22 protein-coding genes and 1 tRNA gene are annotated in these 24,528 nt (G+C 41.0%); 12 read left to right on the plus strand and 11 right to left on the minus strand.

Going from position 1 to position 24,528, the window contains the following annotated elements; translation table 11 throughout:
- A partial coding sequence (locus tag FC093_RS22525) for a DNA double-strand break repair nuclease NurA (RefSeq protein ID WP_170971194.1) occupies nucleotides 1–519 on the plus strand: 519 nt, incomplete at its 5' end.
- On the plus strand, nucleotides 512–1,639 hold the full coding sequence (locus FC093_RS22530; protein ID WP_137264078.1) for a DNA methyltransferase: 1,128 nt from the start codon (nucleotides 512–514) through the stop codon (nucleotides 1,637–1,639). The genes FC093_RS22525 and FC093_RS22530, both read left to right, overlap by 8 nt.
- A 691-nt stretch (nucleotides 1,640–2,330) precedes the next feature.
- Here the strand turns inward: FC093_RS22530 and FC093_RS22535 are convergent.
- Nucleotides 2,331–2,401, minus strand: a tRNA-Cys gene (locus FC093_RS22535).
- 102 nt (nucleotides 2,402–2,503) lie between these two features.
- On the opposite strand from FC093_RS22535, the gene FC093_RS22540 reads away from it, so the two are divergent.
- A complete protein-coding gene (locus tag FC093_RS22540; RefSeq protein WP_137264079.1) occupies nucleotides 2,504–3,379 on the plus strand; it encodes a nucleoside phosphorylase in 876 nt (291 codons plus the stop codon).
- A 6-nt stretch (nucleotides 3,380–3,385) separates the two neighbouring features.
- Complete coding sequence (dapF, locus tag FC093_RS22545) at nucleotides 3,386–4,165, plus strand: diaminopimelate epimerase (protein WP_137264080.1); 780 nt, start codon at nucleotides 3,386–3,388, stop codon at nucleotides 4,163–4,165.
- Nucleotides 4,166–4,403: 238 nt separating this feature from the next.
- On the opposite strand, the gene FC093_RS22550 is transcribed toward dapF, so the two are convergent.
- Together FC093_RS22550 and rpiA are read right to left on the minus strand one after the other, a co-directional pair.
- Complete coding sequence (locus FC093_RS22550; RefSeq protein ID WP_137264081.1) at nucleotides 4,404–4,661, minus strand: hypothetical protein; 258 nt, start codon at nucleotides 4,659–4,661, stop codon at nucleotides 4,404–4,406.
- Nucleotides 4,662–4,731: 70 nt separating this feature from the next.
- Nucleotides 4,732–5,427, minus strand: a complete 696-nt coding sequence (gene rpiA / locus FC093_RS22555; RefSeq protein ID WP_137264082.1) for a ribose-5-phosphate isomerase RpiA — start codon at nucleotides 5,425–5,427, stop codon at nucleotides 4,732–4,734.
- 294 nt (nucleotides 5,428–5,721) lie between these two features.
- On the opposite strand from rpiA, the gene kdsA reads away from it, so the two are divergent.
- Complete coding sequence (gene kdsA / locus FC093_RS22560) at nucleotides 5,722–6,546, plus strand: 3-deoxy-8-phosphooctulonate synthase (protein WP_137264083.1); 825 nt, start codon at nucleotides 5,722–5,724, stop codon at nucleotides 6,544–6,546.
- Nucleotides 6,547–6,736: 190 nt separating this feature from the next.
- On the opposite strand, the gene FC093_RS22565 is transcribed toward kdsA, so the two are convergent.
- On the minus strand, nucleotides 6,737–7,417 hold the full coding sequence (locus FC093_RS22565) for a DNA-3-methyladenine glycosylase (protein ID WP_240743418.1): 681 nt from the start codon (nucleotides 7,415–7,417) through the stop codon (nucleotides 6,737–6,739).
- Between the two features lie 32 nt (nucleotides 7,418–7,449).
- On the opposite strand from FC093_RS22565, the gene FC093_RS22570 reads away from it, so the two are divergent.
- Complete coding sequence (locus FC093_RS22570; RefSeq protein ID WP_137264084.1) at nucleotides 7,450–8,211, plus strand: EI24 domain-containing protein; 762 nt, start codon at nucleotides 7,450–7,452, stop codon at nucleotides 8,209–8,211.
- 157 nt (nucleotides 8,212–8,368) lie between these two features.
- Here the strand turns inward: FC093_RS22570 and FC093_RS22575 are convergent, their stop codons facing one another.
- The 3 genes from FC093_RS22575 to FC093_RS24170 form a co-directional block, all read right to left on the minus strand.
- Nucleotides 8,369–8,845 (minus strand): YbhB/YbcL family Raf kinase inhibitor-like protein, encoded by a 477-nt coding sequence (locus FC093_RS22575; RefSeq protein ID WP_137264085.1) that lies wholly within the window; start codon nucleotides 8,843–8,845, stop codon nucleotides 8,369–8,371.
- 80 nt (nucleotides 8,846–8,925) lie between these two features.
- Nucleotides 8,926–9,132 (minus strand): PIN domain-containing protein, encoded by a 207-nt coding sequence (locus FC093_RS22580; RefSeq protein ID WP_137264086.1) that lies wholly within the window; start codon nucleotides 9,130–9,132, stop codon nucleotides 8,926–8,928.
- Nucleotides 9,133–9,328: 196 nt separating this feature from the next.
- The gene (locus FC093_RS24170) at nucleotides 9,329–9,466 is read right to left on the minus strand and encodes a DUF2281 domain-containing protein (protein ID WP_206106668.1); all 138 of its coding nucleotides are present in this window, start codon (nucleotides 9,464–9,466) and stop codon (nucleotides 9,329–9,331) included.
- A 294-nt stretch (nucleotides 9,467–9,760) separates the two neighbouring features.
- On the opposite strand from FC093_RS24170, the gene dnaE reads away from it, so the two are divergent.
- A complete protein-coding gene (dnaE, locus tag FC093_RS22595) occupies nucleotides 9,761–13,438 on the plus strand; it encodes a DNA polymerase III subunit alpha (RefSeq protein WP_137264089.1) in 3,678 nt (1,225 codons plus the stop codon).
- A 366-nt stretch (nucleotides 13,439–13,804) separates the two neighbouring features.
- Here the strand turns inward: dnaE and FC093_RS22600 are convergent, their stop codons facing one another.
- Nucleotides 13,805–14,425 (minus strand): DUF4142 domain-containing protein, encoded by a 621-nt coding sequence (locus FC093_RS22600; RefSeq protein ID WP_137264090.1) that lies wholly within the window; start codon nucleotides 14,423–14,425, stop codon nucleotides 13,805–13,807.
- 359 nt (nucleotides 14,426–14,784) lie between these two features.
- Here FC093_RS22600 and FC093_RS22605 point away from each other — a divergent pair, with 359 nt between their 5' ends.
- Together FC093_RS22605 and FC093_RS22610 are read left to right on the plus strand one after the other, a co-directional pair.
- Complete coding sequence (locus FC093_RS22605) at nucleotides 14,785–15,060, plus strand: hypothetical protein (RefSeq protein ID WP_137264091.1); 276 nt, start codon at nucleotides 14,785–14,787, stop codon at nucleotides 15,058–15,060.
- 219 nt (nucleotides 15,061–15,279) lie between these two features.
- The gene (locus FC093_RS22610; RefSeq protein WP_137264092.1) at nucleotides 15,280–15,861 is read left to right on the plus strand and encodes an NUDIX domain-containing protein; all 582 of its coding nucleotides are present in this window, start codon (nucleotides 15,280–15,282) and stop codon (nucleotides 15,859–15,861) included.
- 187 nt (nucleotides 15,862–16,048) lie between these two features.
- On the opposite strand, the gene FC093_RS22615 is transcribed toward FC093_RS22610, so the two are convergent.
- The gene (locus tag FC093_RS22615) at nucleotides 16,049–16,462 is read right to left on the minus strand and encodes a BrxA/BrxB family bacilliredoxin (protein ID WP_137264093.1); all 414 of its coding nucleotides are present in this window, start codon (nucleotides 16,460–16,462) and stop codon (nucleotides 16,049–16,051) included.
- A 224-nt stretch (nucleotides 16,463–16,686) separates the two neighbouring features.
- On the opposite strand from FC093_RS22615, the gene FC093_RS22620 reads away from it, so the two are divergent.
- Nucleotides 16,687–17,103, plus strand: a complete 417-nt coding sequence (locus FC093_RS22620; protein WP_137264094.1) for an Hsp20/alpha crystallin family protein — start codon at nucleotides 16,687–16,689, stop codon at nucleotides 17,101–17,103.
- Between the two features lie 204 nt (nucleotides 17,104–17,307).
- Here the strand turns inward: FC093_RS22620 and FC093_RS22625 are convergent, their stop codons facing one another.
- Both FC093_RS22625 and FC093_RS22630 read right to left on the minus strand, forming a co-directional pair.
- Nucleotides 17,308–17,991, minus strand: coding sequence for an SGNH/GDSL hydrolase family protein (locus FC093_RS22625; RefSeq protein ID WP_137264095.1), 684 nt, complete (start codon nucleotides 17,989–17,991; stop codon nucleotides 17,308–17,310).
- Nucleotides 17,992–18,020: 29 nt separating this feature from the next.
- Nucleotides 18,021–19,445, minus strand: a complete 1,425-nt coding sequence (locus FC093_RS22630; RefSeq protein ID WP_137264096.1) for a glycoside hydrolase family 125 protein — start codon at nucleotides 19,443–19,445, stop codon at nucleotides 18,021–18,023.
- 358 nt (nucleotides 19,446–19,803) lie between these two features.
- Here FC093_RS22630 and FC093_RS22635 point away from each other — a divergent pair, with 358 nt between their 5' ends.
- Nucleotides 19,804–22,893 (plus strand): SusC/RagA family TonB-linked outer membrane protein, encoded by a 3,090-nt coding sequence (locus FC093_RS22635; protein ID WP_137264097.1) that lies wholly within the window; start codon nucleotides 19,804–19,806, stop codon nucleotides 22,891–22,893.
- Between the two features lie 17 nt (nucleotides 22,894–22,910).
- Nucleotides 22,911–24,416 carry a RagB/SusD family nutrient uptake outer membrane protein gene (locus FC093_RS22640; RefSeq protein WP_137264098.1) on the plus strand — a complete coding sequence of 502 codons (1,506 nt, stop codon included), beginning with the start codon at nucleotides 22,911–22,913 and terminating at the stop codon, nucleotides 24,414–24,416.
- Nucleotides 24,417–24,528 lie beyond the last annotated feature (112 nt).

A 24,528-nucleotide genomic window follows, 5' to 3' on the forward strand; every position in this document is an offset into this window, starting at 1 on the left:
TATAAACCGGTAAACTTATTATTTTTGACAACTGCTTTTACAGCAAACTATACAACACTTCGCCAGCAAAACAGGTGGTCAATTTGCCACGAAATCACCTGGTCAACTTCTACGAAATATCCAGGTGTCAAAGATAAGTTTCCAAGGCAATCTGCTTTATTACTTGATGATAGTTATATAAAGAAAAATATTATTTTTTCTGATAGCCTAAAACCTTATGGAGCGGATACATATTTCGGGCGAAAATTCTTTTATAAAGCAGCGTCCGGCCAAAAGATTGTTCCGGTGGTAGCTTGTTTCACTGATGCGCAAAAGGACATGAGTACTGCAAGTCCAGATCAATTCGTTAGGCTTGGTGATGTTATGCAGCTTTTAGATCAAATTGTATCTAATCGTTACCCAGATTCTGTTACTCCATTGATCTCAGCTCATGCGGAAGCTGCTATACCACTTAATATTGGTAAAAGGATTTTTGAAGAAATGGCCATGGATATAAGAAAAAAGACTGTACATGCCTGATGCGAAGGAAATTATAAAAGGTTTTGGAACTGCCGAAGGCCGCTGGGCGCGCTTGGGGCCATATTATGCAATGTTCCCATTAGATTTTGCTTTTGAAGTAATAGAAAATTACTCAAAACACGGCGACTTTATTATAGACCCATTTGCTGGAAGATGTTCAAGTATATATGCGGGCAGTGTTCTTGGCCGTAGTAGTTTAGGTATCGAAATTAATCCTGTTGGTTGGCTTTATGGTACAACAAAACTTCAGCCTGCTGAAAAAGAAGATGTAATTTACCGTTTATCCGAAATATATAATAAAAGAAATTACTATCGTAGGGCAGTAGAACGTATGCCACAATTTTATAGGTTATGTTATTGTGATGAAGTACTGAAATTTCTTTTGTCCGCACGTAAAAATTTAGATTGGAAATGTAATAATGTAGATGCAACTTTAATGTCAATAATTCTGGTTTATTTACATGGAAAGATCGGTGAAGGGCTATCAAATCAAATGCGAATGACTATGTCAATGGGTATGAATTATTCCATTGAGTGGTGGAAGAAGAATGGGTTAACAAAAGCTCCAATAATCAATCCTTATAGCTTCGTCTTAAATAAAATCGAATGGAGGTACAAGAAAGGTAAACCAAAAACCTATGATAGCGCTGTTGTATTTGGTGACAGTGAATTAGAGTTGCAAAGTATAGTCAAAAATGCTCACAGAAATGAAATTAAGTTTTCATTGTTGTTTACCTCGCCGCCCTATTACTCAGTTACAGATTATCATAAAGACCAGTGGTTACGCCTTTGGCTTTTAGGAGATAATGAAATTCCTCATACCAGTAGAGATAAACATAGAAGGAGATTCGTTAATAAAGAAGATTATTATAGTCTGCTTGACAATGTCTTTGGTTTATCTTCACAGATTATGGCTGACCAAAGTACAATATATGTAAGGACTGATAAAAGAGAGTACACATACAACTCTATATTGGAAATACTTCAAAAACATTTTCCCAAACACCTATTAACTACACTTGACAAACCGATTGCAAGCGGCGTAAGAACTCAAACTTCACTATATGGTCAAACATCTATGAAACCCGGTGAGATTGACATTATTTTACAACGTAAATAAAACCCTGCCCATTAGATTTCTTGCCCAACAAACTAAAGCATTATCATAAGAATTGTTATACTCTACCGCATTTAAAATGTGATACACAGATTTTCCGAAGATGATAAATCGAAAGGTTATGCTTCGTTTTAATATCCGAGAGCATCTAAGTTTATCTATACAAATTACAATTTATTTCAAACATCTAATAGCGTCTAAGCGCATCCATGTCAATCTAAAAGAACTACAATTCAATAATAAGTACATGATAGTTGGTACAATGAAGTTCGGCTCCCGATAGGATCCGAACCTTTTACAATTATCCTTTAAGATTCAATGAGTTATAAAGCTTATTTTAAATAGGTACATTATAGGTACATTTTTCTTGATGTTTTCTATTTTAATTGTCAGTTTTTTCTGAAATCCTAACTATAGTTGGGTACAATCAATGTACCTACCTTAAAAAATTGTACCTAATACCTAATCTCCCTGATGAGGCATAGTTTACTGATAACCAGCATATTAGGGTAAGAATAGAGCCTTATTACTTAAGTATGGTGCTTGGGATTATGGAGGAGAGTATTAACTGGGAAGCATTTCTATTCACAGGAGTTGGCAAAAGTGTAGCACTGGTTCGGATCCACTTTGGATACCTTTTAAAAAAAATAACTGATTGATAATCAACCAGTTATTTGTTAAAGTTTTGTTAAAGAGGTCGAAAGCGGATTCGAACCGCTGTACGAGCTTTTGCAGAGCTCTGCCTAGCCACTCGGCCATCCGACCTTAACAGGGTGCGAAAATAGTGGAATACCTGTTAAATATGAAATTCTTATTGCAGGATTATGCCATCAAATTGCGAATTTTGCGCCTTTTAAACATTTGCTGATGCATAGCATACCTGAAAGTGAACTGATTATTAACAACCGCGGTGCTATTTATCATTTGGACATGCGGCCCGAAGAGTTGGCTCCAATGGTCATTACGGTAGGAGATCCTAACCGCGTGGCACAGGTAAGCAAGTATTTCGACAGGGTAGAAGTGCAACGGCAACACCGCGAGTTTATTACGCATACCGGGTATATTGGTAACAAAAGAATATCGGTAGTATCCACCGGCATTGGACCAGATAATATTGATATTGTAATGAACGAACTGGATGCGCTGGTAAATATTGATTTTGAAACGCGCACTATCAAGCCGCAGCTTACGTCGCTTAGCATTATGCGTATAGGCACCAGTGGTTCGCTGCAGGCGCACATAGAAGTGGATAGTTTTGTAGCCGGTACGCACGGTTTAGGGATTGATAACCTGCTTAATTTTTACCGGCACTCTTACAATGAAGAGGAAAAGCAAATTGTAGGTCATTTTACAACGCATACCGGCTTGGACAGCCATTTTTCACAACCATATATTGCTACAGCAAGTGCGGCTTTGCTAAAGCATTTTGCGCAGGATTACCACCACGGCATTACTATTACCTGTCCGGGTTTTTATGGCCCGCAGGGGCGGGTATTGCGTTTGGGCTTAAGTCATCCCGAATTGGTAAACCAATTAACTTCTTTTAGGTTTGGCAGTCATATTATCTCCAATTTTGAAATGGAAACCAGCGCTATTTACGGACTTGGCAAGCTATTGGGACATCATTGCCTGAGTGTGAATGTAATTGTAGCCAACCGCATTAATAAAACGTTTACCAAAGATGGCGTGCTGGCAGTGGAACGATTGATTGCAAAAACATTAGGTATTATTTCATCAATTTAAAACAACATGAACATAACTTTCTATAAATATCAGGGAACAGGAAACGACTTTATAATTATTGATAACAGGGCTGGTGGAATAAACTTAACTACAGCCCAGGTGAAAAAAATGTGCGACCGCAGGTTTGGTATTGGTGCCGATGGATTGATGCTGTTGAATACCAAGGCGGGATACGACTTTGAGATGCAGTATTACAATGCCGATGGAAATGAAAGTACAATGTGTGGCAATGGCGGCCGCTGCCTGGTAAAATTTGCTTACCACCAGGGATTGCGCAAAAGTACTTACTCTTTTATAGCCATAGATGGCACGCACCAGGCCACCATAGACGATAATGGCTGGGTAAACCTGAAGATGCAGGATGTGCATGGTATTAGAAAATTATATACCGATTCTGAATTAAATACCGGTTCGCCACACTACATAAAACCAGTTACTGATCTCCGCCGCTATGATGTTTACAAAGAAGGTAAAACCATCCGCAACAGCAATGGGTATAAGGAAAAAGGCATTAATGTAAACTTTGTAGAGGAAGATGGCGACGACAATTTATTTGTACGTACCTATGAACGCGGTGTGGAAAACGAAACTTTAAGTTGTGGAACGGGCGTTACAGCGGCGGCACTGGTATATGCACACAACGAAGCAGGCTTTAACCGTATAGACATTACGACGCTTGGCGGCAAGCTGGCAGTAGAGTTTGATAAGACCGGTGAAGAAAATTTTGAGAATATATGGCTTTGCGGTCCTGCCGAATTTGTGTTTAAAGGAACTATTGAAATATAAATGTAAGCTGCAAGCAGGCTTGCAACTGCGTGCATGAATGGCGAATGAAGCAACCAGCAGTTCTTCTCACTAAGAGCAATACCGTACATCAGGTAGTTTTACACACATTTGATGTACGGCGGCTTGCCCCCGAACTCGGGAAAGTCGACGCCATTAATTTTACTAGTCGGGTTGAACGAACGGCAAAGATTTAAGCTAATAATATTCACACAGTAAGATACACTTTTACTCAACAATATTATTTCTGTCCTGCAGAGTCTTGCTTGTTATTGGCAGAGTCGGGCACGCCGGCAGTAATGGTATGCCCCATATTAATGCTGTCCACACCTACAGCGCCGCGGGGTAGGGAATCGGTTGTAACTACTGTACCAGCAGTTGTATCGGTGCGTGGCTCGTAGCCGCTATCGGGCATATCGGTAGTGGTGTCGCTGTTGTTTTTGCAGGAAGCAATCAGAAAACAGGCTGCGAGACTTAGTGCAACAGTTGTTTTTTTCATAATAAAAATTATTTCAGGTTAGCATTCATTTACTTAAAAACCAAAATAAGTGCCATGATGTGGTAGCTTGTTACACACTGCGTTTATCGTTGGTGAAAAGCTGTATGCTGCCATCGTTATAAGCGGAAATTACAGTCTTTGCAAGCTGGATAAAGAGCCCATTATCTACTACGCCGGTAATGGCTTTTATTGCGTCGTGCAGTTGCGCAGGCAGTTGTATTTCGCCAAAAGAACAGTCCAGAATATAGTTGCCGTTATCGGTAACATACGGTTCGTTGTTTTGCATACGCAGGCTGGCCGTACAACCAAGTTGCTCCAGTTGCCGTTTTACTACAGCAAGTGCAAATGGTACTACTTCTACTGGTAATGGAAACTTGCCCAAACGCTTTACCAGCTTTGTTTCATCCACTATAATAATCAGTTCGCGGCTGTTGGTTGCCACTACTTTTTCGCGCAGCAACGCACCACCGCCACCTTTAATAAGGTTTAATTGTTCATCCACTTCATCGGCGCCATCAATCGTAAGGTCAATCTTATCTATGTCTTCAAAGGAAACAATCGGAATATTTAGTTCCCGCGCCAAATCTTCTGAGCGTTGCGAGGTGGCAATCGCTGTTATTTGCAGGTTTTCTTCGGCTACGCGGGCACCAATTTGTTTAATGGCATAAGCAGCCGTGGAGCCAGTGCCCAGGCCTACAATCATTCCATCCTGAATGTAAGTTACGGCACGTTCGGCGGCTAATTGTTTGGTATTGGCAGGTTGCATGTTACTCGGTTTGTAAAGGGGCAAAAATGAGTAAAATTTCAATGTTGTTTATGTAGATGACCTTTTATTTATTTAAAAGTAGTTTGTTGCTTACTTTTTCAATGTAGAGAACAGGTGTACATAGCGGTTTTGCAAAGGGGGTGAAAAGAAGGCAATTATGTTTATGCATTAATGTCTTTTTCAATTATAAATAAGATCCCTTAACGTAATTTCTATCTTCTCTGTCTCTGTAGTAAGGCTATAGCAGAGAGTTCTTCAACTTTAGCTTATGTTCGCACCGAAATTGTGTACTATATGCTGCCAGATTATTTAAATAATTTATTTAGTAAGCAATCGTATAATGCCGATAACTTTTTTCTTATAGCCGGTCCCTGCGTAGTAGAAAATGAAGAACTTGTAATGGAAGTGGCAGATAAAGTATCTGGCATTTGCAAGCGATTGGAAATACCATACGTTTTTAAAGCCAGTTATCGCAAAGCCAACCGTACGAGTGCCTCTTCATTCACCGGCATTGGCGACGAAACGGCTTTGGAGTTAGTAAAAAAAGTAGGTGAAAAGTATGGCTTGCCCACTACTTCGGACATTCATGCACATGATGAAGCTGCGGTTGCAGCAAAATATATAGATATTCTACAAATACCTGCTTTTTTATGCAGGCAAACAGACTTACTGGTGGCAGCCGCAGAAACCGGCAAAATAGTAAATGTAAAAAAAGGTCAGTTTGTAAGCGGCGAGGCCATGAGATTTGCAGTAGATAAAATAAAAAAAGCCGGTAACAATAAAGTGATACTAACCGAGCGCGGCACTACTTTCGGGTATCAGGATCTGGTGGTAGATTATCGCAATATACCTGCTATGCAGGCGCATGGCGTGCCGGTAGTAATGGATTGCACGCACAGCCTGCAGCAACCTAACCAGACCAGCGGTGTTACCGGCGGCAACCCGCAACTGATTGGCACTATTGCCAAAGCCGCCATAGCAGCCGGTGCGGACGGTTTGTTTATTGAAACGCATCCTGATCCTTCCTGCGCATTAAGCGATGGCGCTAATATGCTGAAACTGGATTTGCTGGAGCATTTATTGGAAAGTTTGGTAAAATTGAGGAGGGCAGTTGTCTGAACCGGGATTCGGATAGATGTTTGAGATAAGTGGGATGAGGGATTTTTAATTCTCTCTGTGTTCCCCTGCGCTCTCCCGTGTCGCTGTGGTTTATAAAAACAAATGAAACATCAGGCTCTCCAACCCTCAAAAAATTATAGCATCTCTCTTTGTGCCTTAGCGTATTCGCGGTTTAATTGACGTATTTGCATCAAATGTTCCTTCCCAAATTATCCTTTTTCTTCCCACTGACATACTTATTATTTTGTATGTAAAAACGATACGGCAACAACGCGTCTTCTCCGGCATAATCAACACCAATGCGCGGCGTTGCAATAATATTCTCTCCCTGCAATACAACTCCATCATCTGCTATAAATAACGCATTACCCAATAAGCTACAGGCTGTATGTTTAACATTAATGCCTAATGCTTTAGCTACATTGCCCGGGCCTTTGGTAAGGGTATAATCTACTTTTTTCTTTCCGGTTCGCAACAACATTTCTTCTATGCCCATCATTGGTTCCAACGCACGGATGAGTACGGCATGAGGCACATCGGCGGTATTGGTTACTACATTAAACAAGTGATGCATACCGTAGCAAAAATACACATAAGCCTTTCCGCCTTCCCCATACATTATCTCGGTGCGGTTGGTGCGCCTGCCACCAAAGGCATGAGAAGCTTTATCTACAATGCCCCTGTACGCTTCCGTTTCTACAATGCGACCGGCGGTAAATATGCCATTAAAACAGCTTACTAATATTTTGTTCAATAACTCGCGGGCTATCTGCACTACATCATTGCGGTTATAAAATGATGCAGGTAGTTTTTGCCAGCCTTCGGGCAATTGCATCGGTTTATCCTTTTGTGTGTCGCTTATAAGTTGCAATTGAATTAATTTAGCCGCTAAATTATTGCAGCTTGCTAAAAGAAATAGTGATCGCCATACAATCTTATTTTAAAGCGCATCGCTTTATTCGCCAGCACCGCTTATGGAAGTGGATTTTGATACCGGGTATCATTTATACATTGCTGTTTATAGTAAGTATGTATTTTTTTGGTAAAAGTGCTAACAGCTTTATTCAATGGATATTGAATATAACGCATGCCAATATATGGTTACATCAATTCAACAACCAGTTCCTCAGCTTTTTATTTGTATTTGCCGGGGTCATACTCTGGCTGGTATTAATGCTGTTTTATTTTTCTCTTTTTAAATACTTATGGCTGATAGTTGGCTCGCCGTTATTTGCTTATTTAAGCGAGAAAACCGAAGCAATAATTGAAGAGCGCGAGTACCCGTTCTGTTTTCCGCAGCTAATAAAAGACATTGGGCGGGGTATTACCATTGCGCTACGAAATGCGTTATGGCAAACGGTTTATATCATATCCATTCTTATACTCTCTCTTGTGCCGGTGATAGGCTGGATAACACCTTTAATTGCCTTGCTTGTTGAGTGTTATTATTATGGCTTTAGTATGCTGGACTATAGTTGTGAGCGCCGCCGTATGACGGCACCGGAAAGTATTTACTACATCAGCAACCACAAAGGGCTGGCTATAGGCAACGGCATGGTATTTTATCTCATGCACCTATTGCCGGTTATTGGCTGGGTGCTGGCGCCAGCTTATGCAGTAATTGCCGCTACACTAAGCCTGATAGAAATAAAGGAAAATAGTTGAAAAATAAAACCCGCTTATATTTTGTAAACGGGTATATACGATATTATTTTAAATGGAAATACTTAAAGGAGCTTTGTAATATACCCTCCGTTTGTAAATAATGAAACAGTAGGTAAACAGATGCTACACTCACAACTTATCACTCACGAAAAGTGTTCTACCTATTACCCGCATTATTCCCTTTCTTCTCATACCTGCCCATCAGCTCACCAAAGCCAATCGTGTGTCTTTGCATGGCTTCTTTCAAAGGCTCTGCCTGTATGCCTTCCTGCACATCCGGTTTGGTGTTTAATGCATATACTTTAAAAAAATACCGGTGTGAGCCGCTGGGCGGACAAGGTCCACGGTAGCCTGTTTTACCTGCACTATTGTGCCCGCTCATACCGGGCTGATGATTCTCCGCAATATGTTTGATAGGATCAATATTAAAACACACCCAGTGTATAAACGTGCCGTTTGGCGCATCGGGATCTTCTACAATAATGGATAACGATTTGGTGTCTTCGGGCAAGCCTTCAATATTCAACGGTGGATTGATGTTTTCGCCTTCGCAGGAATATTTTTGTGGTATTTCTTCACCATGCTTAAAAGCAGGGCTGCTTACAGATAGCTTTACTTCGGTTAATGCCGGCATAACAAAGTGTTTTACAAGTTTAAAAATAACAATCGCACAATTTTAGTACCGTATCTAATGGATACAGTTTATAGGTTTGTTTAATGAATCACTTTAATCAAAGAAGTATAATTATCAAACTGCTTGTCTCCCGTAAGGATGGCTGTATTTTCAAACAATGCGGTAGCAATGTGGAGGCGGCCAAAAGGATCGCGGTGAGTGTCTATTAGTGGAACTAATTCGTAAGTAATAATGTGGTTTTCAGAAATAGGCAGAATAGAAAAATTATGTGCTTTAGTATTATTCATGTACGCACGTAAACTTTTATCTAAAGCTAAATTACCAAGCTTCATTTTTATTGCCAATTTCATAAAATGAAATCATGCTGATGAACACTGCATTACTTTCATCTTCTATAATGTATAACGGGGCGTATCCTTTTTGAAAGCTGTGGATTGTCTTCAGTGAACCAAATGTATATATGCGTGTCTATCAGATAGCTCATTACATATACTCTTTTAAATCATCCAATGGTTCATCAAAATCAGGGCTGATATATGTTATTGTTCCTTTACCGAAGCCAGCCTGTCGTAGTGGTTTTTTTTCACCTGCTTTTACTTCTTCCATAAACGTTACAATCACCTGCGTTGGTTTTGTTACATCGGGTTTTTCCTCCAGCTTTATCTCGCCGTTTTCGTAGATCCCTTTTATGGTGGTTAGCGTAATTATTCTTTTTATATGAATATAAGCTTTTGGTTATAAAATAGTTCCTGAGCCTTTTTACAAACAGTAATCAATTAAGACACAATCTTTGAACAGGCAGCATGGAAAAGTGTGCAAAAAATACCAAAATTTTTAGTTTTTCTGCGTGTACCTTGTGATAGATTTTAGTAGGAAAAGCCTGTTTTACGAAGTTTTAGAACGATACATTTTATTATGCAGTTTTCTCATTTACACGTACATACGCAATATTCACTGCTGGATGGTGCTGCCAGCATCAGCCAGTTGTATAAAAAGGCTGAAAAGCACAACATGCCCGCATTAGCTATTACCGACCATGGCAATATGTTTGGCGTGTTCGACTTTGTAAACCAGGCTTGGAAAAATACCAAAGTGGTAGGTAAAGATGCCAATGGAAAAGATATTCTGCAACCGGTCATCAAACCAGTGGTGGGTTGTGAGTTTTATGTGGTAAAAGACCGGCATAGAAAAGTATTTAGTAAGGAGCAAAAGGATGAACGTTTTCATCAGGTGTTACTGGCAAAAAATAAAACAGGTTACCACAACCTCGTTAAGCTTACGGCGCTTGGTTACAGCGAAGGTATGTACAGCAAGTACCCGCGTATTGATAAAGAACTGATAGAAAAATATCACGAAGGATTAATTGCAACCACCTGCTGCATTGGTGCGTATGTGCCGCAAACCATTTTGTACGGCAGCGAAGAAGAAGCGGAGACTGAGTTTAAATGGTGGCTGGATATGTTTGGCGATGATTATTATATAGAACTGCAGCGCCATAATATTCCTGAACAGGAAAAAATAAATAATACATTGCTAAAATATGCCAAAAAGCACAATGTAAAAGTAATTGCTACCAACGACAGCCATTATGTAGAAGAAAGTGATTCCAATGCGCACGATATTTTGCTGTGCATCAACACCGGCGAGAAGCAAAGCACGCCTGGCTTTGACGACTTTGTAAATGATGAATTACAGGTAAAAAACAGGCGGTTTAAATTTCCTAATAACCAGTTTTATTTTAAGAGTCCGGATGAAATGGCAAAGCTGTTTCATGATGTGCCCGAAAGCCTAGAAAACACGCAGGCGATTGTAGATAAGATAGAAGTATTGAATTTGAAGAAAGATATTCTGCTGCCGGCTTTCCCAATACCAAAGGAATTTCAAACATCAGAGGATAATAATCTTAATCAGTGGAATTTTTTACACCATCTTACTTATGAAGGTGCAAAGCGGCGTTACAGCGAAATAACCGAAGAAATACGCGAGCGCCTCGACTTTGAATTGTTTACTATAAAAACCATGGGCTTTGCCGGTTATTTTTTAATTGTAAGTGATTTTATCAAAGCAGGTCGGGAGCGCGGTGTTTTCATTGGCCCGGGGCGTGGTTCTGCTGCCGGAAGTGTGGTGGCGTATTGCATTGGCATTACCAATATTGATCCCATCAAATACGATTTGCTGTTCGAACGTTTTCTTAATCCCGACCGTAAATCCATGCCCGATATTGATACGGATTTTGACGATGAGGGGCGGCAGAAAGTGATAGATTATGTGGTAGAAAAATATGGTAAAAACCAGGTTGCACAAATTGTTACTTACGGCACGATGGCCGCTAAGATGAGCATTAAAGATGTGGCGCGCGTGATGGATTTGCCACTGAGTGAAGCCAACGCTTTAGCAAAGCTGGTTCCCGAAAAAGTAGGCACGCAATTAGGTCGCGTATTGCAGGCGCCACTAACGGCAAAAGAGGGTGAAAAATCGCTGGAAGAAAAAGAACAATACGGCAGCGAAGACATAGAGAATATCAAGAAGCTGCGCGAAATATACAATGGCAGCGATATGCGCGCGCAGGTACTCAAAGAAGCCGAGCGTCTGGAAGGTTCGGTGCGCAATACCGGCATTCACGCGGCAGGTATTATCATTGCGCCGTGCGATTTAACTGATTTAATACCGGTAGCTACTGCCAAAGACTCCGAATTATGGGTAACGCAGATTGGCGGCAGTTCTATTGAGGAAGCAGGCGTTATTAAGATGGACTTTTTAGGATTGAAAACCCTATCCATTATTAAAACGGCCTTGGAACTCATCCGGCAAAATCATAAAGTAGAATTGGACCTTGATAATATTCCGCTGGATGATGAATTGACATACCGCTTGTACCAGCAAGGTGAAACCAATGGTACGTTCCAGTTTGAAAGCCCCGGTATGCAAAAATATTTGCGTGAATTAAAGCCTGATAAATTTGCCGACCTGATTGCCATGAATGCCTTGTATCGGCCTGGTCCAATGGCCTATATTCCGCAATACGTAGCACGCAAGCACGGCAGGGAAGAGGTGGTGTACGACTTACCCGAAATGCAGGAATACCTGGAAGAAACGTATGGTATTACCGTGTATCAGGAACAGGTGATGCTGCTGTCGCAAAAGCTCGCTGGTTTTAGCAAAGGCGATGCAGATATTTTGCGTAAGGCAATGGGTAAAAAGCAAAAAGCGGTGCTGGATAAAATGAAAGCACAATTCATCAAAGGTGCAACTGTCAAAGGCCATAAGGCAGATATACTGGAAAAGATTTGGACCGACTGGGAAGCTTTTGCGCAATATGCTTTTAATAAATCGCACTCTACCTGTTATGCATTTGTAGCGTATCAAACGGCATATTTAAAGGCGCATTACCCGCATGAGTATATGGCTGCCATTCTTAACCATGCCGGCGCCATTGAAAAGCTTACCTTTTTTATGGAAGAATGTAAGCGTATGGGTTTAAAAGTATTAGGCCCAGATATAAATGAATCGCTGCAAGGCTTTGCCGTAAACAGCAAAGGCGAATTGCGCTTTGGCTTCGGCGGATTAAAAGGTGTAGGCGAAGCAGCCATCAGCAGCATTATTGAAGAACGCAACGCCAATGGCAACTTCACTAATATTTTTGATTTTATCCGGCGCGTTAATCAGCGTACGGTAAATAAAAAATCTATAGAATGTTTGGCTTATTCCGGTGCTTTTGATTGTTTTAAAGAAATGCATCGTGCGCAATACTTCAACATTCCGCAAGGCGATACTATTACAACTATTGAACGTATTATCCGCTACGGCAACATTTACCAAAACAATAAAACACAAACGAGCAATAGCCTTTTTGGTGATGCTACTATGCCCGAGATTGCAGTACCCAAAATTGCTCCTTGCGAAGAATGGTCGCTGACAGAATTGCTCGACCATGAGAAGGAGGTAACCGGAATGTATTTAAGCGGTCATCCATTAAACCACTTTAAGTTTGAATTGAAGTATTATGGCATTACCACCATTGCCGATTTTAACGAAATAAAGGATTCCGATACATTAACCAGCAGTAATCTCAACAGGACTTTTCGCATAGCTGGCTTAATTACTGATGCACAGCATCGCATTACGCGCACAGGCAAAAATTTCGGATCATTATCTATTGAAGATTTTACCGGCAAAACCGAAATTATGCTGTGGAGCGAGGATTATATACGCTTTAAAAACTATGTAGAAGCCGGTAAAAATATTTTAGTAACCGGCTATTTCAAATCGCGCTACAACAGCGACCAATACGAGTTTAAAGTAAGCAATATCAGCCTGCTGGAAACTGCCAAACAAACGCTTACAAAGCAAGTGGAAATAAACATGCAGCCGGCTGCCATAACGCCCGATTTTGTAAGCTTTGTAGAGCACAATGTAAAAAGCAATCCGGGCAAGTCCTCTATCCGCTTTAATATATTTGAACCGCAACACAATGTAAAAATTTGCATGCATACAATGGAAAGAGGCTTTACGATGAATGAAGAAATGGCGAGCTATTTATTAGGTAATCCTGATGTGGATGTGCATGTAGAAATAGCAAATGGCGCCAATTAATATTTGTTTCTCTTATATGTGCTTAAGAAAAAACACCAGATAAGGTGTTTTTTCTTTTTAGAGAATAAACCATTGGTCTGAAGTATAGCGACAATAAATGGCAGAAACTGTTAATAGCGGGTTTATGATTGTATAATCCACGGTTTAAACCGTAGGCAATAAATGGGTTTGTTAATAAAACAGATTTATCCAGTTTCTTTTTTCTTCCATTTTCTAAGGGCAGCAGTAAAATCATAATTCACAGATAACATATAAATGAGAACGCCGGATATGTGTATCCGGCGTTTTGTGCTATGTACTCAAATGATTGCTATTGTATAAATTTCCGTTCTTATCAATTGTTTACTATTGCTAAGCTCCAACATTTTACTTTAAAGCTTTTTGTATAGCCTGTGCAGAATCTAAGTGCATCTTAAGAGTAGGTAATGTATTGGCAGCCCATGTTTTTACATCACCATTATCGCATTTTTCCGATGCCATCTGAAACTTGCTTACAGCCTCCTTATGGTCTTTCACCATCATATCTATATACTCCTTATCAAAGTTTTTAGCAGATGTTTTTCGCAAGCCTTCCAACGCATCATGCTGCTTGGGCATTACAGAGTCTGGCAAGGTTACGTTCTTCTGGCTTGCCAATGTTTTCAGTTCATTGCCGGCTTTAGTATGGTCATTGACCATCATATTGGCAAAGTTCTTTACACGGTCATTTTTAGCCATGTTTTGTGCTACCTGCCCGGCCATCACTTCGGTATTGCCGGCGGCGGCAGCATCCATCATAAATTGCTTGTCCATATCGCTTACCGGCTTTGTATCGGTATTCATGCTATTCATTGTAGTAGCGCTGGTGTCATTGCCATTGTTCATAGCACTTGTATTGTTACTATCATTAAAGGTGGTAGTAGAGTCTGCCGTATTGGACGATGTGCCTGAGTTGCACGCTAATAAAGTAGCTGCGGCAAAGGCAAATGCTAAATATGTCTTTTTCATAGTTGTAAGTTATTTATGTACTAATTGCTACAAAATTTTGTGCCACAAGAAACAACTTCGCTATACTTTCCTGTTTTTATATTGTAAAAAGCGTAATAAATTCCCCGGCAAACAGGTATGTACAGGTAAGGCTTTTACCAATAAACTAAGTGTGGCAGAAGTTGGTAACTATAGTTGTAATGCGGTATGAAATGGTTTTTAAATAGGCTTCAGCAATCTCCTTTGCGATTAAGTTTTGTGTACTCACATACTATTTAAAAGCTTATTGTTTAAAATGCAATTTGTTATAATAACGTTTTTAAAATAATTTAAAGCAACTGGCGCAGTTATTGGATTAGGGACTTATTAAAAAACAGATTATGAAAAAAACAATCAATGCCCGTTCTATCAAAGCCCTGTTTGCTGCTTTTTTAGTATTATTAGTAAATATAGCTGCACAGGCGCAGGACAAAGTAACCGTAACACATACGGAGACTCAAACTACAAGCTGGTTAAGTGGCAACTGGATGTGGGTAGCAGGTGGAGTATTATTGCTTATCGTATTGATTGCCTTGAGCAGCTCGGGCAGGCGCCGAACTACCACCACCAGGGATAACATTACCGGTACTACCACCTCCACTACCGTTGAAGATTAAACCAGGTTGATTTTAAAAACAATTGGAGACTTACAACAGTTGTTGGAGAAAATTATTTATTGCATACCGCAATAGAGATACATCTTTGCTAAACAATTTGTGTGCACTGATAAAATGCTTTTCTGTACGCAATATTGTAAACAAAACATGCGCATGTTTTAAGTGCGCATGTTTTGTGTTGCATACAGCCTTTATATTTACTGCTAATAATACATCTTAATGGACGAACATAAAAATCCCTGGACGATTACCGGTGAGCAACCTGTATATGATAATGCATGGATAAACGTTACTGAATATAAAGTGATCAACCCAAATGGTGGTAACGGTATTTATGGCAAAGTGCATTTTAAAAACCATGCAATTGCTATTGTGCCACTGGATGACCAACTGAATACGTATTTGGTGGGGCAATACCGTTTTCCTATTGATCAATACAGTTGGGAAATACCTGAAGGCGGTTGCCCGCTGGGGGAGGATCACCTGCAGGCTGCACAGCGCGAATTGCTGGAAGAAACCGGATTAAAAGCGCAGCATTGGGAGCATATTGCGGATGTGCACCTTTCCAACTCTGTAAGCGATGAGAGTGGGAGCATTTTTGTAGCGCAGGGATTATCGCAGGAAGCGCCAATGCCCGAAGAAACAGAGCAATTAGCAATAAAAAAGTTACCGTTTGAAGAGGCTTACCAGATGGTTACCTCTGGTAAAATCACAGATATGCTTTCGATAACTGCTATCCTGAGAGTAAAGCTCATGTTGCTGAATAATGATTTGCAGGCGAAGTATGTATCTGTGGAATAGTTTTTAACCGCGGAGACGCGAAGGTGCTAAGATGCACGGGGAAGTTTTTTGCTAAAAAATTCTTTATAGCCTCTTAGTGTCATTGTATCCCGGCAGTATAATAAGAAACCCCTCTAAGAATAGAGGGGTTGATATTTACTAACCCATCCATGAACAAGCCATGTTGCATGGATAATTTTAACTGCTTCTAACAATACTCTTCAAAAGCAGCAATAAGATTGCGAGCGATCACCTGTGCAGGTCGGCCTTCTATCTGGTGGCGCTCAACCATATGTACCAGTTGCCCGTCTTTAAACAAAGCAATAGCCGGTGAAGAGGGTGGATAAGGCAGTAAATGCTCACGTACTTTATTTACTGCAGCTATATCAAAGCCTGCAAAAACTGTTTTCAAACTATCAGGGCGTTTGTCGGTGTTATACACGGCCATTAAAACGCCGGGTCTTGCTGCGCCTGCTGCACAGCCGCATACAGAGTTGACCATCACCAATGTAGTACCTTCTGATTGCAAACTGCTATCTACCTCTTCCGGTGTAAGCAACTCTTCAAAACCATTATCTGTAAGTTCTGCCTTCATGGGCATTACTATTTCTTCCGGATACATTTTTTATTTCCTCTTTTTAATTGTGTGAATGCAAAAATAAGCAAACCCACAAAAAGAACCAAAGGAAAGAAAAAGAAGTCATTTTGGCTTATTTCTTTAATTGGCTAAGTCATTTTGGCTTAATATTATACTAAATTATGTCAAATATATACTAAATTGAGCATGGTACAACGTTTGAACAATACAGGTCATCCTGCTAAAAAGTAAAAAAAGGATATATAGCTATGACACTTGTAAAACATAATTACCGTAACCTGAACAACCTGTTCGACGAATTTTTTACTACTGTTCCTGCTGCATGGAGCAAAGACCTGAATGTACCTCCGGTGAACATTCATGAATCAAATGATGCTTTTAACCTGGACTTACAGGCACCCGGATTGAACAAGGAAGATTTTAAAATCAGCGTAGAAAAAGGCTTGTTGACTATTAGCTACGAGCACAAGACCGAAGAAGAAAGCAAGGATGTAAAAACATACCGCAAAGAGTTTGCAACACGCAGCTTTAAGCGCACTTTTTCGGTAGATGAAAAAATAAATGCTGATGCAATAACGGCAAAGTATGATGCTGGTGTACTAAAACTGACGCTCCCTAAAAAGGAAGAAGTGAAAGTACAACCTAAGCAGATAGCAATACAATAAGTGTTTTCATAAGAGTTGGTTTTTGGTTTATACCCCGCGTGTCAACGCGGGGTTTTGTTTTTCAATTTCACCGCAGAATGCTGGGCGTGAATGGAGGTTGCTCAGCGTTACATTCTTTCTAATTTTATTGACTCACTTGATAGATAAAAACTTTTCTAACGCTGCGAAACTTAGCGTACACTCTTTCTCTCTGCGGAGAAAAGGTTATAGTAAAACTACTTTCATCTTTTCCCATATTGCTTCTGCTACGAGACGATTACCGGCATCGTTTAAATGCACACCATCAGTAGTTAATATACCGCTGTTTGCATCATCTGTATTGTACTCCCGAATATAATTTTGAAACAACATTCTTAAATCGCACACAGGCAGCTGCAGATCGTTTCCAATATTTTTAATAATAGCCGCATATTCATTCAAATCTTCATCCTGCTCATTATTGTTATTGTTCTTTTCACCAATCACAGCCGGTGTGCAAAGCACCACTTTGGCATTTGCTGCCTGCAACTTCCTGATAGTGGATCGATACAGCTTTTCAAATTGATCTGCATCGGTGTCGGTTCCGTGTGTCTTTTTGTGCCATACATCATTTACACCAATAAATAGTACTACTATATCCGGCGATTGGTGAATAACATCCTCTTCCACACGCAGGTATAAATCATGCGCCTTGTTGCCGCTAACACCTGCATTGACCAGTTTATAATTGTCAATGCCTTCTTTTTGAAGCATATTCTTCAGCACGGTAATATACCCTGTACGCCCGGTACCTGCTGCTGTAATAGAATCGCCAAAAAAGATCATTTTTTTTCTCTTGTCTTTCCTGAAAGAAGAAAGCAGGATTAACAAGCCGAAGAAAATAAAGAGCAGGATGAGTTTGGAATACATGAATATTATAATTTCAATACCGGCATTTTTTACTTCAGTAAATAAGGCTTCTCGCGATATACTTTCCAAACAAATTCACCAAACAATGTGTTTGCCCATGCAAACCATTTGCGTGTAAAATTTTCGGGGTTATCTTTATTAAAAGACTCGTGCATAAAGCCGGTGCCTGCATGAGTCTTTTGTAAAGTGTCCAGGCAATATTTTATCTCTTTGTCATCGGTAGAAGTTAAGCCACGCATAATAATGCTCATGGGCCAAATCATATCTAAGCCTGCATGCGGTCCCCCGATGCCTTCGGCATATTTACCTTTAAAAAAGAAAGGATTATCAGGCGAAAGCACATACTTGCGGGTGTTTTGATAAACAGGATCGCTTAGCTTAACGCTATTTAAATAAGGCAAACCCAACAGGGAAGGCACATTGGCATCATCCATCAGGTTAATGCTGCCAAAGCCATTTACTTCATATGCATATATATTGCCATACTGCGGATGTTTGATAGTAGCATGTTCGTCCAGTGCTTTCTTAACCACACTGGCCAGCGCAGCCGCATCTTGTGCAATTTGTGTAGTATTATTTTTTATTGCACCGCACAACTCCTGCAAGTTGGTAAGTGCTTCCACGGCAAAAAAGTTACTCGGTATCAAATAAGGGTAAATAGTAGCGTCATCGCTTGGGCGAAACATAGAGCAGATGAGCCCGTTTGGTTTTGCAGGATAACCATAGCCACTCAAAGGCACACCATCGGTAGCCCAAGCCGTTTTGCGTTGAAAAGAATAAGGTCCTTTGCCTTCAAAGCGCTGCTGTTCTTTAAATGTTTTGATGATCAACTGCATGGCATTTGCCCACTCTGCATCAAACGGTGAAATATCGCCGGTAGTTTGCCAGTACCCATGCGCCAGGCGAATGGGATAGCACAGACTGTCTATTTCCCACTTGCGCTCGTGTATGCCCGGCTTCATCTCTGTTATATCCGTTTCTTTCCACTCGCTGACCTTATTTTCATCTTTATAAAAAGCATTGGCATACGGGTCTTTCAGCACACATTTTACCTGCCGGTTAATAACGCCTTTTATCAACTGCTGCAAGTCTTTGTCTTCTTTGCACAGGCGTATGTATGGCCACACCTGCGCGCTGCTGTCGCGCAGCCACATGGCATCAATATCGCCGGTTATCACATACGTATCGGGCTTGCCATCAATTATTTCAAAATCAACCGTGGTATCGAGTGTGTTTGGGAAACTATTCCCAAACATCCAGGCGAGCTCTTTGTTGCTAATGTGTTGCTGTACCTGGACAATAACATTTTCCACCGCTTTGCTGGTAAACTTACGGTCGGCAGGTGCTGTACGCACTGCCGGAAAGTCGCTTAAAGTACTGGCCGCACTTAGTTTGGAAAGGCTTAATGCCGCGCCTGCCATTGCTGTTTGTTTAATAAATATTCTCCTTTGCATGGCGTAAATATAATGGTGTTTATACAAAACAATAAATACTCTTACGCCGCAAGGTATATAGGTGCAGTTATTAATGATTGTTGCAGGATTTTTGGTTCATGCAGCAAAAACTTTAATCATTATGTCTTTATGGCCTGAATATGGATGCAACTATTTTGGCTTGTTGTTAATGATGTTTGCCGCGTAGTGTTTTGAAGCCAAACTAATAATGTCCTGAATAAAGAAAATGTTTTTTGAATTTACAGGTGCAAATATATTTGCCGTCTTATTTATTAAAGATGAAAATTGTTGCTGTAATACTTGCTAACTAATATGCTATTTTGAATGTGCGTAATTTTTTAATCTAAACATTTATAGTATGAACAAACATGTACGCAAAGGCATGTGGTTTATCAGGGTTTTTACACTGGTGCTGCTTGCTGTCTTATTAAGTGTGCGATCCGAAGCACAGGCGCAGAGTCCAATACTGATAACGGGCAGGGTAACGGGCGAAAATAACCAGCCGCTGGCGGGTGTATCGGTGCAGGTAGAAAACTCAAATGTGGGTACTGCAACCAATACTACCGGCAATTTCAGCATCAATGCGCCTGGTAACGCAACACTGCTCTTTTCGTATATTGGCTACAACGATACTACTGTTGCGGTAAATGGCAGGACTTCGTTGGATGTTCAGCTTTCTTTAGGAGTATCTCAACTTAATCAGGTGGTAGTAATTGGCTACGGTACAGCAAACAAGCGGGATTTGACAGGGTCTATTTCGCGGGTGGCCGGTAAAGATATTGCAGACAAGCCAAATGTAAACCCCGTTGCTTCTTTGCAGGGCAGGGTAGCAGGCTTATCGATAGTAAACAGCGGTACGCCTGGTGCGCAGCCCGATGTGCGCATTCGAGGTACTATCTCCATTGGCTCGGTGCATCCGGTGTATGTAGTAGATGGTATCTTGAATGACAACATTGACTTTGTTAATCCAAATGATATAGAGTCTATTGAGGTTTTAAAAGACCCTTCTTCGTTAGCTATCTTTGGTGTACGCGGCGCTGCAGGTGCCATCGTTATCACTACCAAAAGGGCTAAAGCCGGACAAACCTTAATTAACTTCAACTCTAATACCGGTTTTAAAAAGCTGGTTGATAAGATAAAGCTTACTAATGCCGAGCAGTTTAAAACATTATATAGCGAACAACTGCAAAATGAAGGTTCACCTGCATTTGATTTTTCGAATTGGACAGGCAATACAGACTGGATTGATGTTTTGTCGCAAACAGGTATTTTCAGTTCCAACAACATCGGTATAACCGCGAGCTCTGAGAAAAACCGGTTTTACATGAATGTAGGTTATCTGCATGATGAGGGCATTGTAAAGCATGAGCAGTTAGATAAAATAACACTCACAATAAGTGATGAATATAAAGTAAGCAAGGCATTGCGGGTTGGTTTTAATATTAATGCCATGCGCCAGGATTTGCCTTACCTGGGCAATATGGGTTATACTGATGTTTTAACCAATGCACGGCGTCTGGCTCCGGTTGCTTCCGCGGGAACAATTAATGGTGTATATTCCAGCTTGCCGGGCTTCCAGAATGCACAGATACAAAACCCCATATTGGAGCTTGAAAATAAGTACAATACAAACAGTCAGATTGAGTACAGGACAGTGGGTAACATTTTTGCAGAAATTTCTTTCCTGAAGAATTTTACCTTCCGTGCTACCGGTTATGGTGATATAACCAATGGCAATACTACTTCTTATTCACCCATTATCAATTATTACCTTCCAGACCAAAACGATTCTGTGATTGTTGATCCCAGCTACCAGTACACCAGTTTATCTATTGGCAATTATCGCGTTTATAAATGGCAGCAGGATAATATTTTGACATTCAAGAAGGACTTTGGTGCGCATGCATTAACGGCTACTGTAGGTTCTACTATTTATTACGAAGGTCAGTTTAACAATACCTCGACTGGTAAACAAAGCACCACCGGCGATCCTATACCCAACGATAAAAGGATGTGGTATATCAATAATGCGCTTGTTGACCAAGGTTCTGTACGTGCAACCTCCAGCCAGTTTGAGAGAACAACCGCTTCTTTCTTAGCCCGCGTGCTGTACAACTATAAGAGCAAATACCTGTTGAACGCCTCGTTCAGAACAGATGGAACCAGCGGCTTTGCCAACCACCCTACGCAAAATTTCTGGGCTGTTGGTGCTGCATGGGAGCTAAGCAGGGAAGACTTTATGGCTAACCAGCAGATATTTGATTTATTAAAAATAAAAGGTTCTTATGGTGTACTGGGTAATCAAAGTACTACTTACAACAATGGTACTACCAATCCTTATCCATCCTATGCACCCCTAACAGCCGGCAGCGCTGTATTTGGCAATACGCTTTATCCGGCTTATTCGGCAACATATGTACCTGATCCGAACCTGCGCTGGGAAACGGTAAATGCCGGTGAGGGAGGAATAGAATTGAGTGCCTTTAATCGCCGCCTGCATTTTGAGGGTGTGTATTACGAAAAGGTAACACACGACCTGTTGGCAATTCAGCCTGCTATTGGTACTTTCCCTGCACGTCTTAGCAATATAGGCAGTATCTCTAATAAAGGTTTTGAGTTTAGTGCCGGCTGGACACAGGAATTCTCCAAGGACTTTTCCATTACTATCAACGGAAATTTGACAACACTTAAAAATAAAGTGCTTACACTTTATACAAATGACCCCGAAGGTATTACCGGTGCGAGTGAGGAATATCCAAACCGTACTGCAGTGGGCAGACCTATCGGTTTCTTTTATGGCTATGTAGTAGAAGGCGTTTATCAGGATTCTGCAGAGATTGCTAAATCGCCTGTTGTAACTGGTTATGGTGATTACGGCCCCGGCGACCTGAAGTTTAAAGATCTGGATGGTAATGATACTATTAATACCAGAGACCGCACCATGATAGGCAACCCTACACCTAAGTTTACGTATGGTTTATCAATTGGTGTAAACTTTAAAGGATTTGATTTAGGTATAGATCTACAAGGCGTTTCGGGCAACCAGATTTACAGGTATTGGGGTACATCGGAGCTTACTTTTGCACCATTCAATTATCCTGCATGGAAAATGAACCGCTGGCATGGGCCTGGTACTTCCAACTGGGTTCCGCAGGTAAACAATGAGCACAACATTAATAGTAAGGCACTTTCTACCTTTGGTATAGAAAACGGTAGTTACTTACGGATAAGAAATCTGCAATTAGGCTATAACTTCCGTACCAATGTTTTGCAAAGAATGAATATCAAAAGCTTCCGGATTTTTGTAAGTGCTCAAAACATAAAAACGTTTAAGCATAACTATGGTTATACGCCAGAGTTTGGTGGTTCGGCAACGTCCTTTGGTATAGATGTAGGTAACGGCGTATTACCAGCAGTGTACACAGCAGGTATAAATGTGACATTTTAATTTTAAAAATATTCATTATGAACAATAAAATAAAAATAAGCTGGGGTGTTTTGTTGGCAATGCCTTTGTTGATGACGTTCTCCGGCTGTCAAAAGTTTTTAGACCGGAAGCCACTGGATGCTACGCTCGAAGACATTCCGGGCGGTGGACTGGAAGGGCAGGCATTAGGTCTGTACTCCGAAATAAGAGGAGTGCATTATGATGGTTTTAATACTATTCCGTGGCTTGCCTTTCACTCCTTTAGAGATGATGACTCGCAGAAGGGCAGCAGCCCTGGTGATGGTAGCGACTGGGGAGCTATTTTCGATGATTTCAATTATACAAAAAATCACTGGTCAAATGATCAGTATTGGGCAGACCATTATGCTTTTCTTGGTAATATCAATAAGATGATCCAAATTGGTGATTCACTCAAGCAAACGGATGAGCGCGCTGTTATTAATATGGGCGAAGCTAAGTTCTTCAGGGCTTATGTGTACTTTGACCTGGTAAGGGTATATGGACAGGTGCCACTTGTTACCTTTAGAGCTAATACCAGTGAGCAGGCAAATGTTCCTAAATCTTCAGAAGCAGATATTTACGCACAAATAGATAAAGACCTCGATTCTGCTACAGCAGCTTTACCAGTATCCTGGGAAGGTAAATATCCGGGCAGGTTAACCCAGGGGGCAGCTTTGACACTGCACGCCAAAACCTATTTGTATAGACAAAGATGGGCGGATGCATTAGCACTATGCACCCAGGTAATGAACTCCGGCCAATACAGCCTGTATTCAAGCTACGAGGGTTTATTTAGAGAAAGTGGCGAAAACAGTAGTGAATCTATTTTTGAGATACAAGCAACAGAAACCGCAGGAAATAGTTCAGGTGCATTGTATAACTATGCAGGGAGCCAGGGTACCAGAGGCTCCGGTGACTGGAACCTGGGCTGGGGTTGGAATGCACCTACTGATGAACTTGCAAACCATACCTACGAACCGGGCGACCCCAGAAGAGAAGCTACTATTCTGTTCAGCGGTCAGCCGGATGGATTATATGGAAATGTATTGCCTCCTTACGATCCTAACAATTTCCCGCAGCCATACTGGAACAAGAAAGTGTACACAGATCCTTCTATCCGCTTATCAACAGGCGATCAATCGGGTGCATGGTTTAACCACCGCATACTGCGCTATGCCGATGTGATTTTGATGGCTGCGGAAGCATCTAATGAATTGGGCGATACGGCAAAGGCAAGGGAACTGATTAATCAGATAAGAGCAAGAGCAAGAGGTACTACCAATGCCCTGCCTGATATTGAGGCTGCTGTGAGCCAGGATAATATGCGTAAGCTTATTATACAGGAGCGCCATGCCGAGTTTGCTATGGAAGGAGAACGCTTCTTTGACCTGGTGCGTTGGGGTATTGCCGATTCAGTATTAGCCCCGTTAGGTTATACTCATAAAAACAGATACTATCCATTACCACAGGGGCAAGTAGATGCATCGCATGGGGTGCTGGTTCAAAACCCAGACTATCAGTAGGGGTATTTTGTTTAATACTTATGAGGGCTGCTGTAAAAGGCAGCCCTTTTTGGTAAAAGGAGCCCGTGTTGTTTTTGATAAAGTAGTAGCTGGAGCAGAAATCTGTGCGGTT

It is taken from the genome of Ilyomonas limi (assembly GCF_005233845.1).
Taxonomy (GTDB): domain Bacteria; phylum Bacteroidota; class Bacteroidia; order Chitinophagales; family Chitinophagaceae; genus Ilyomonas; species Ilyomonas limi.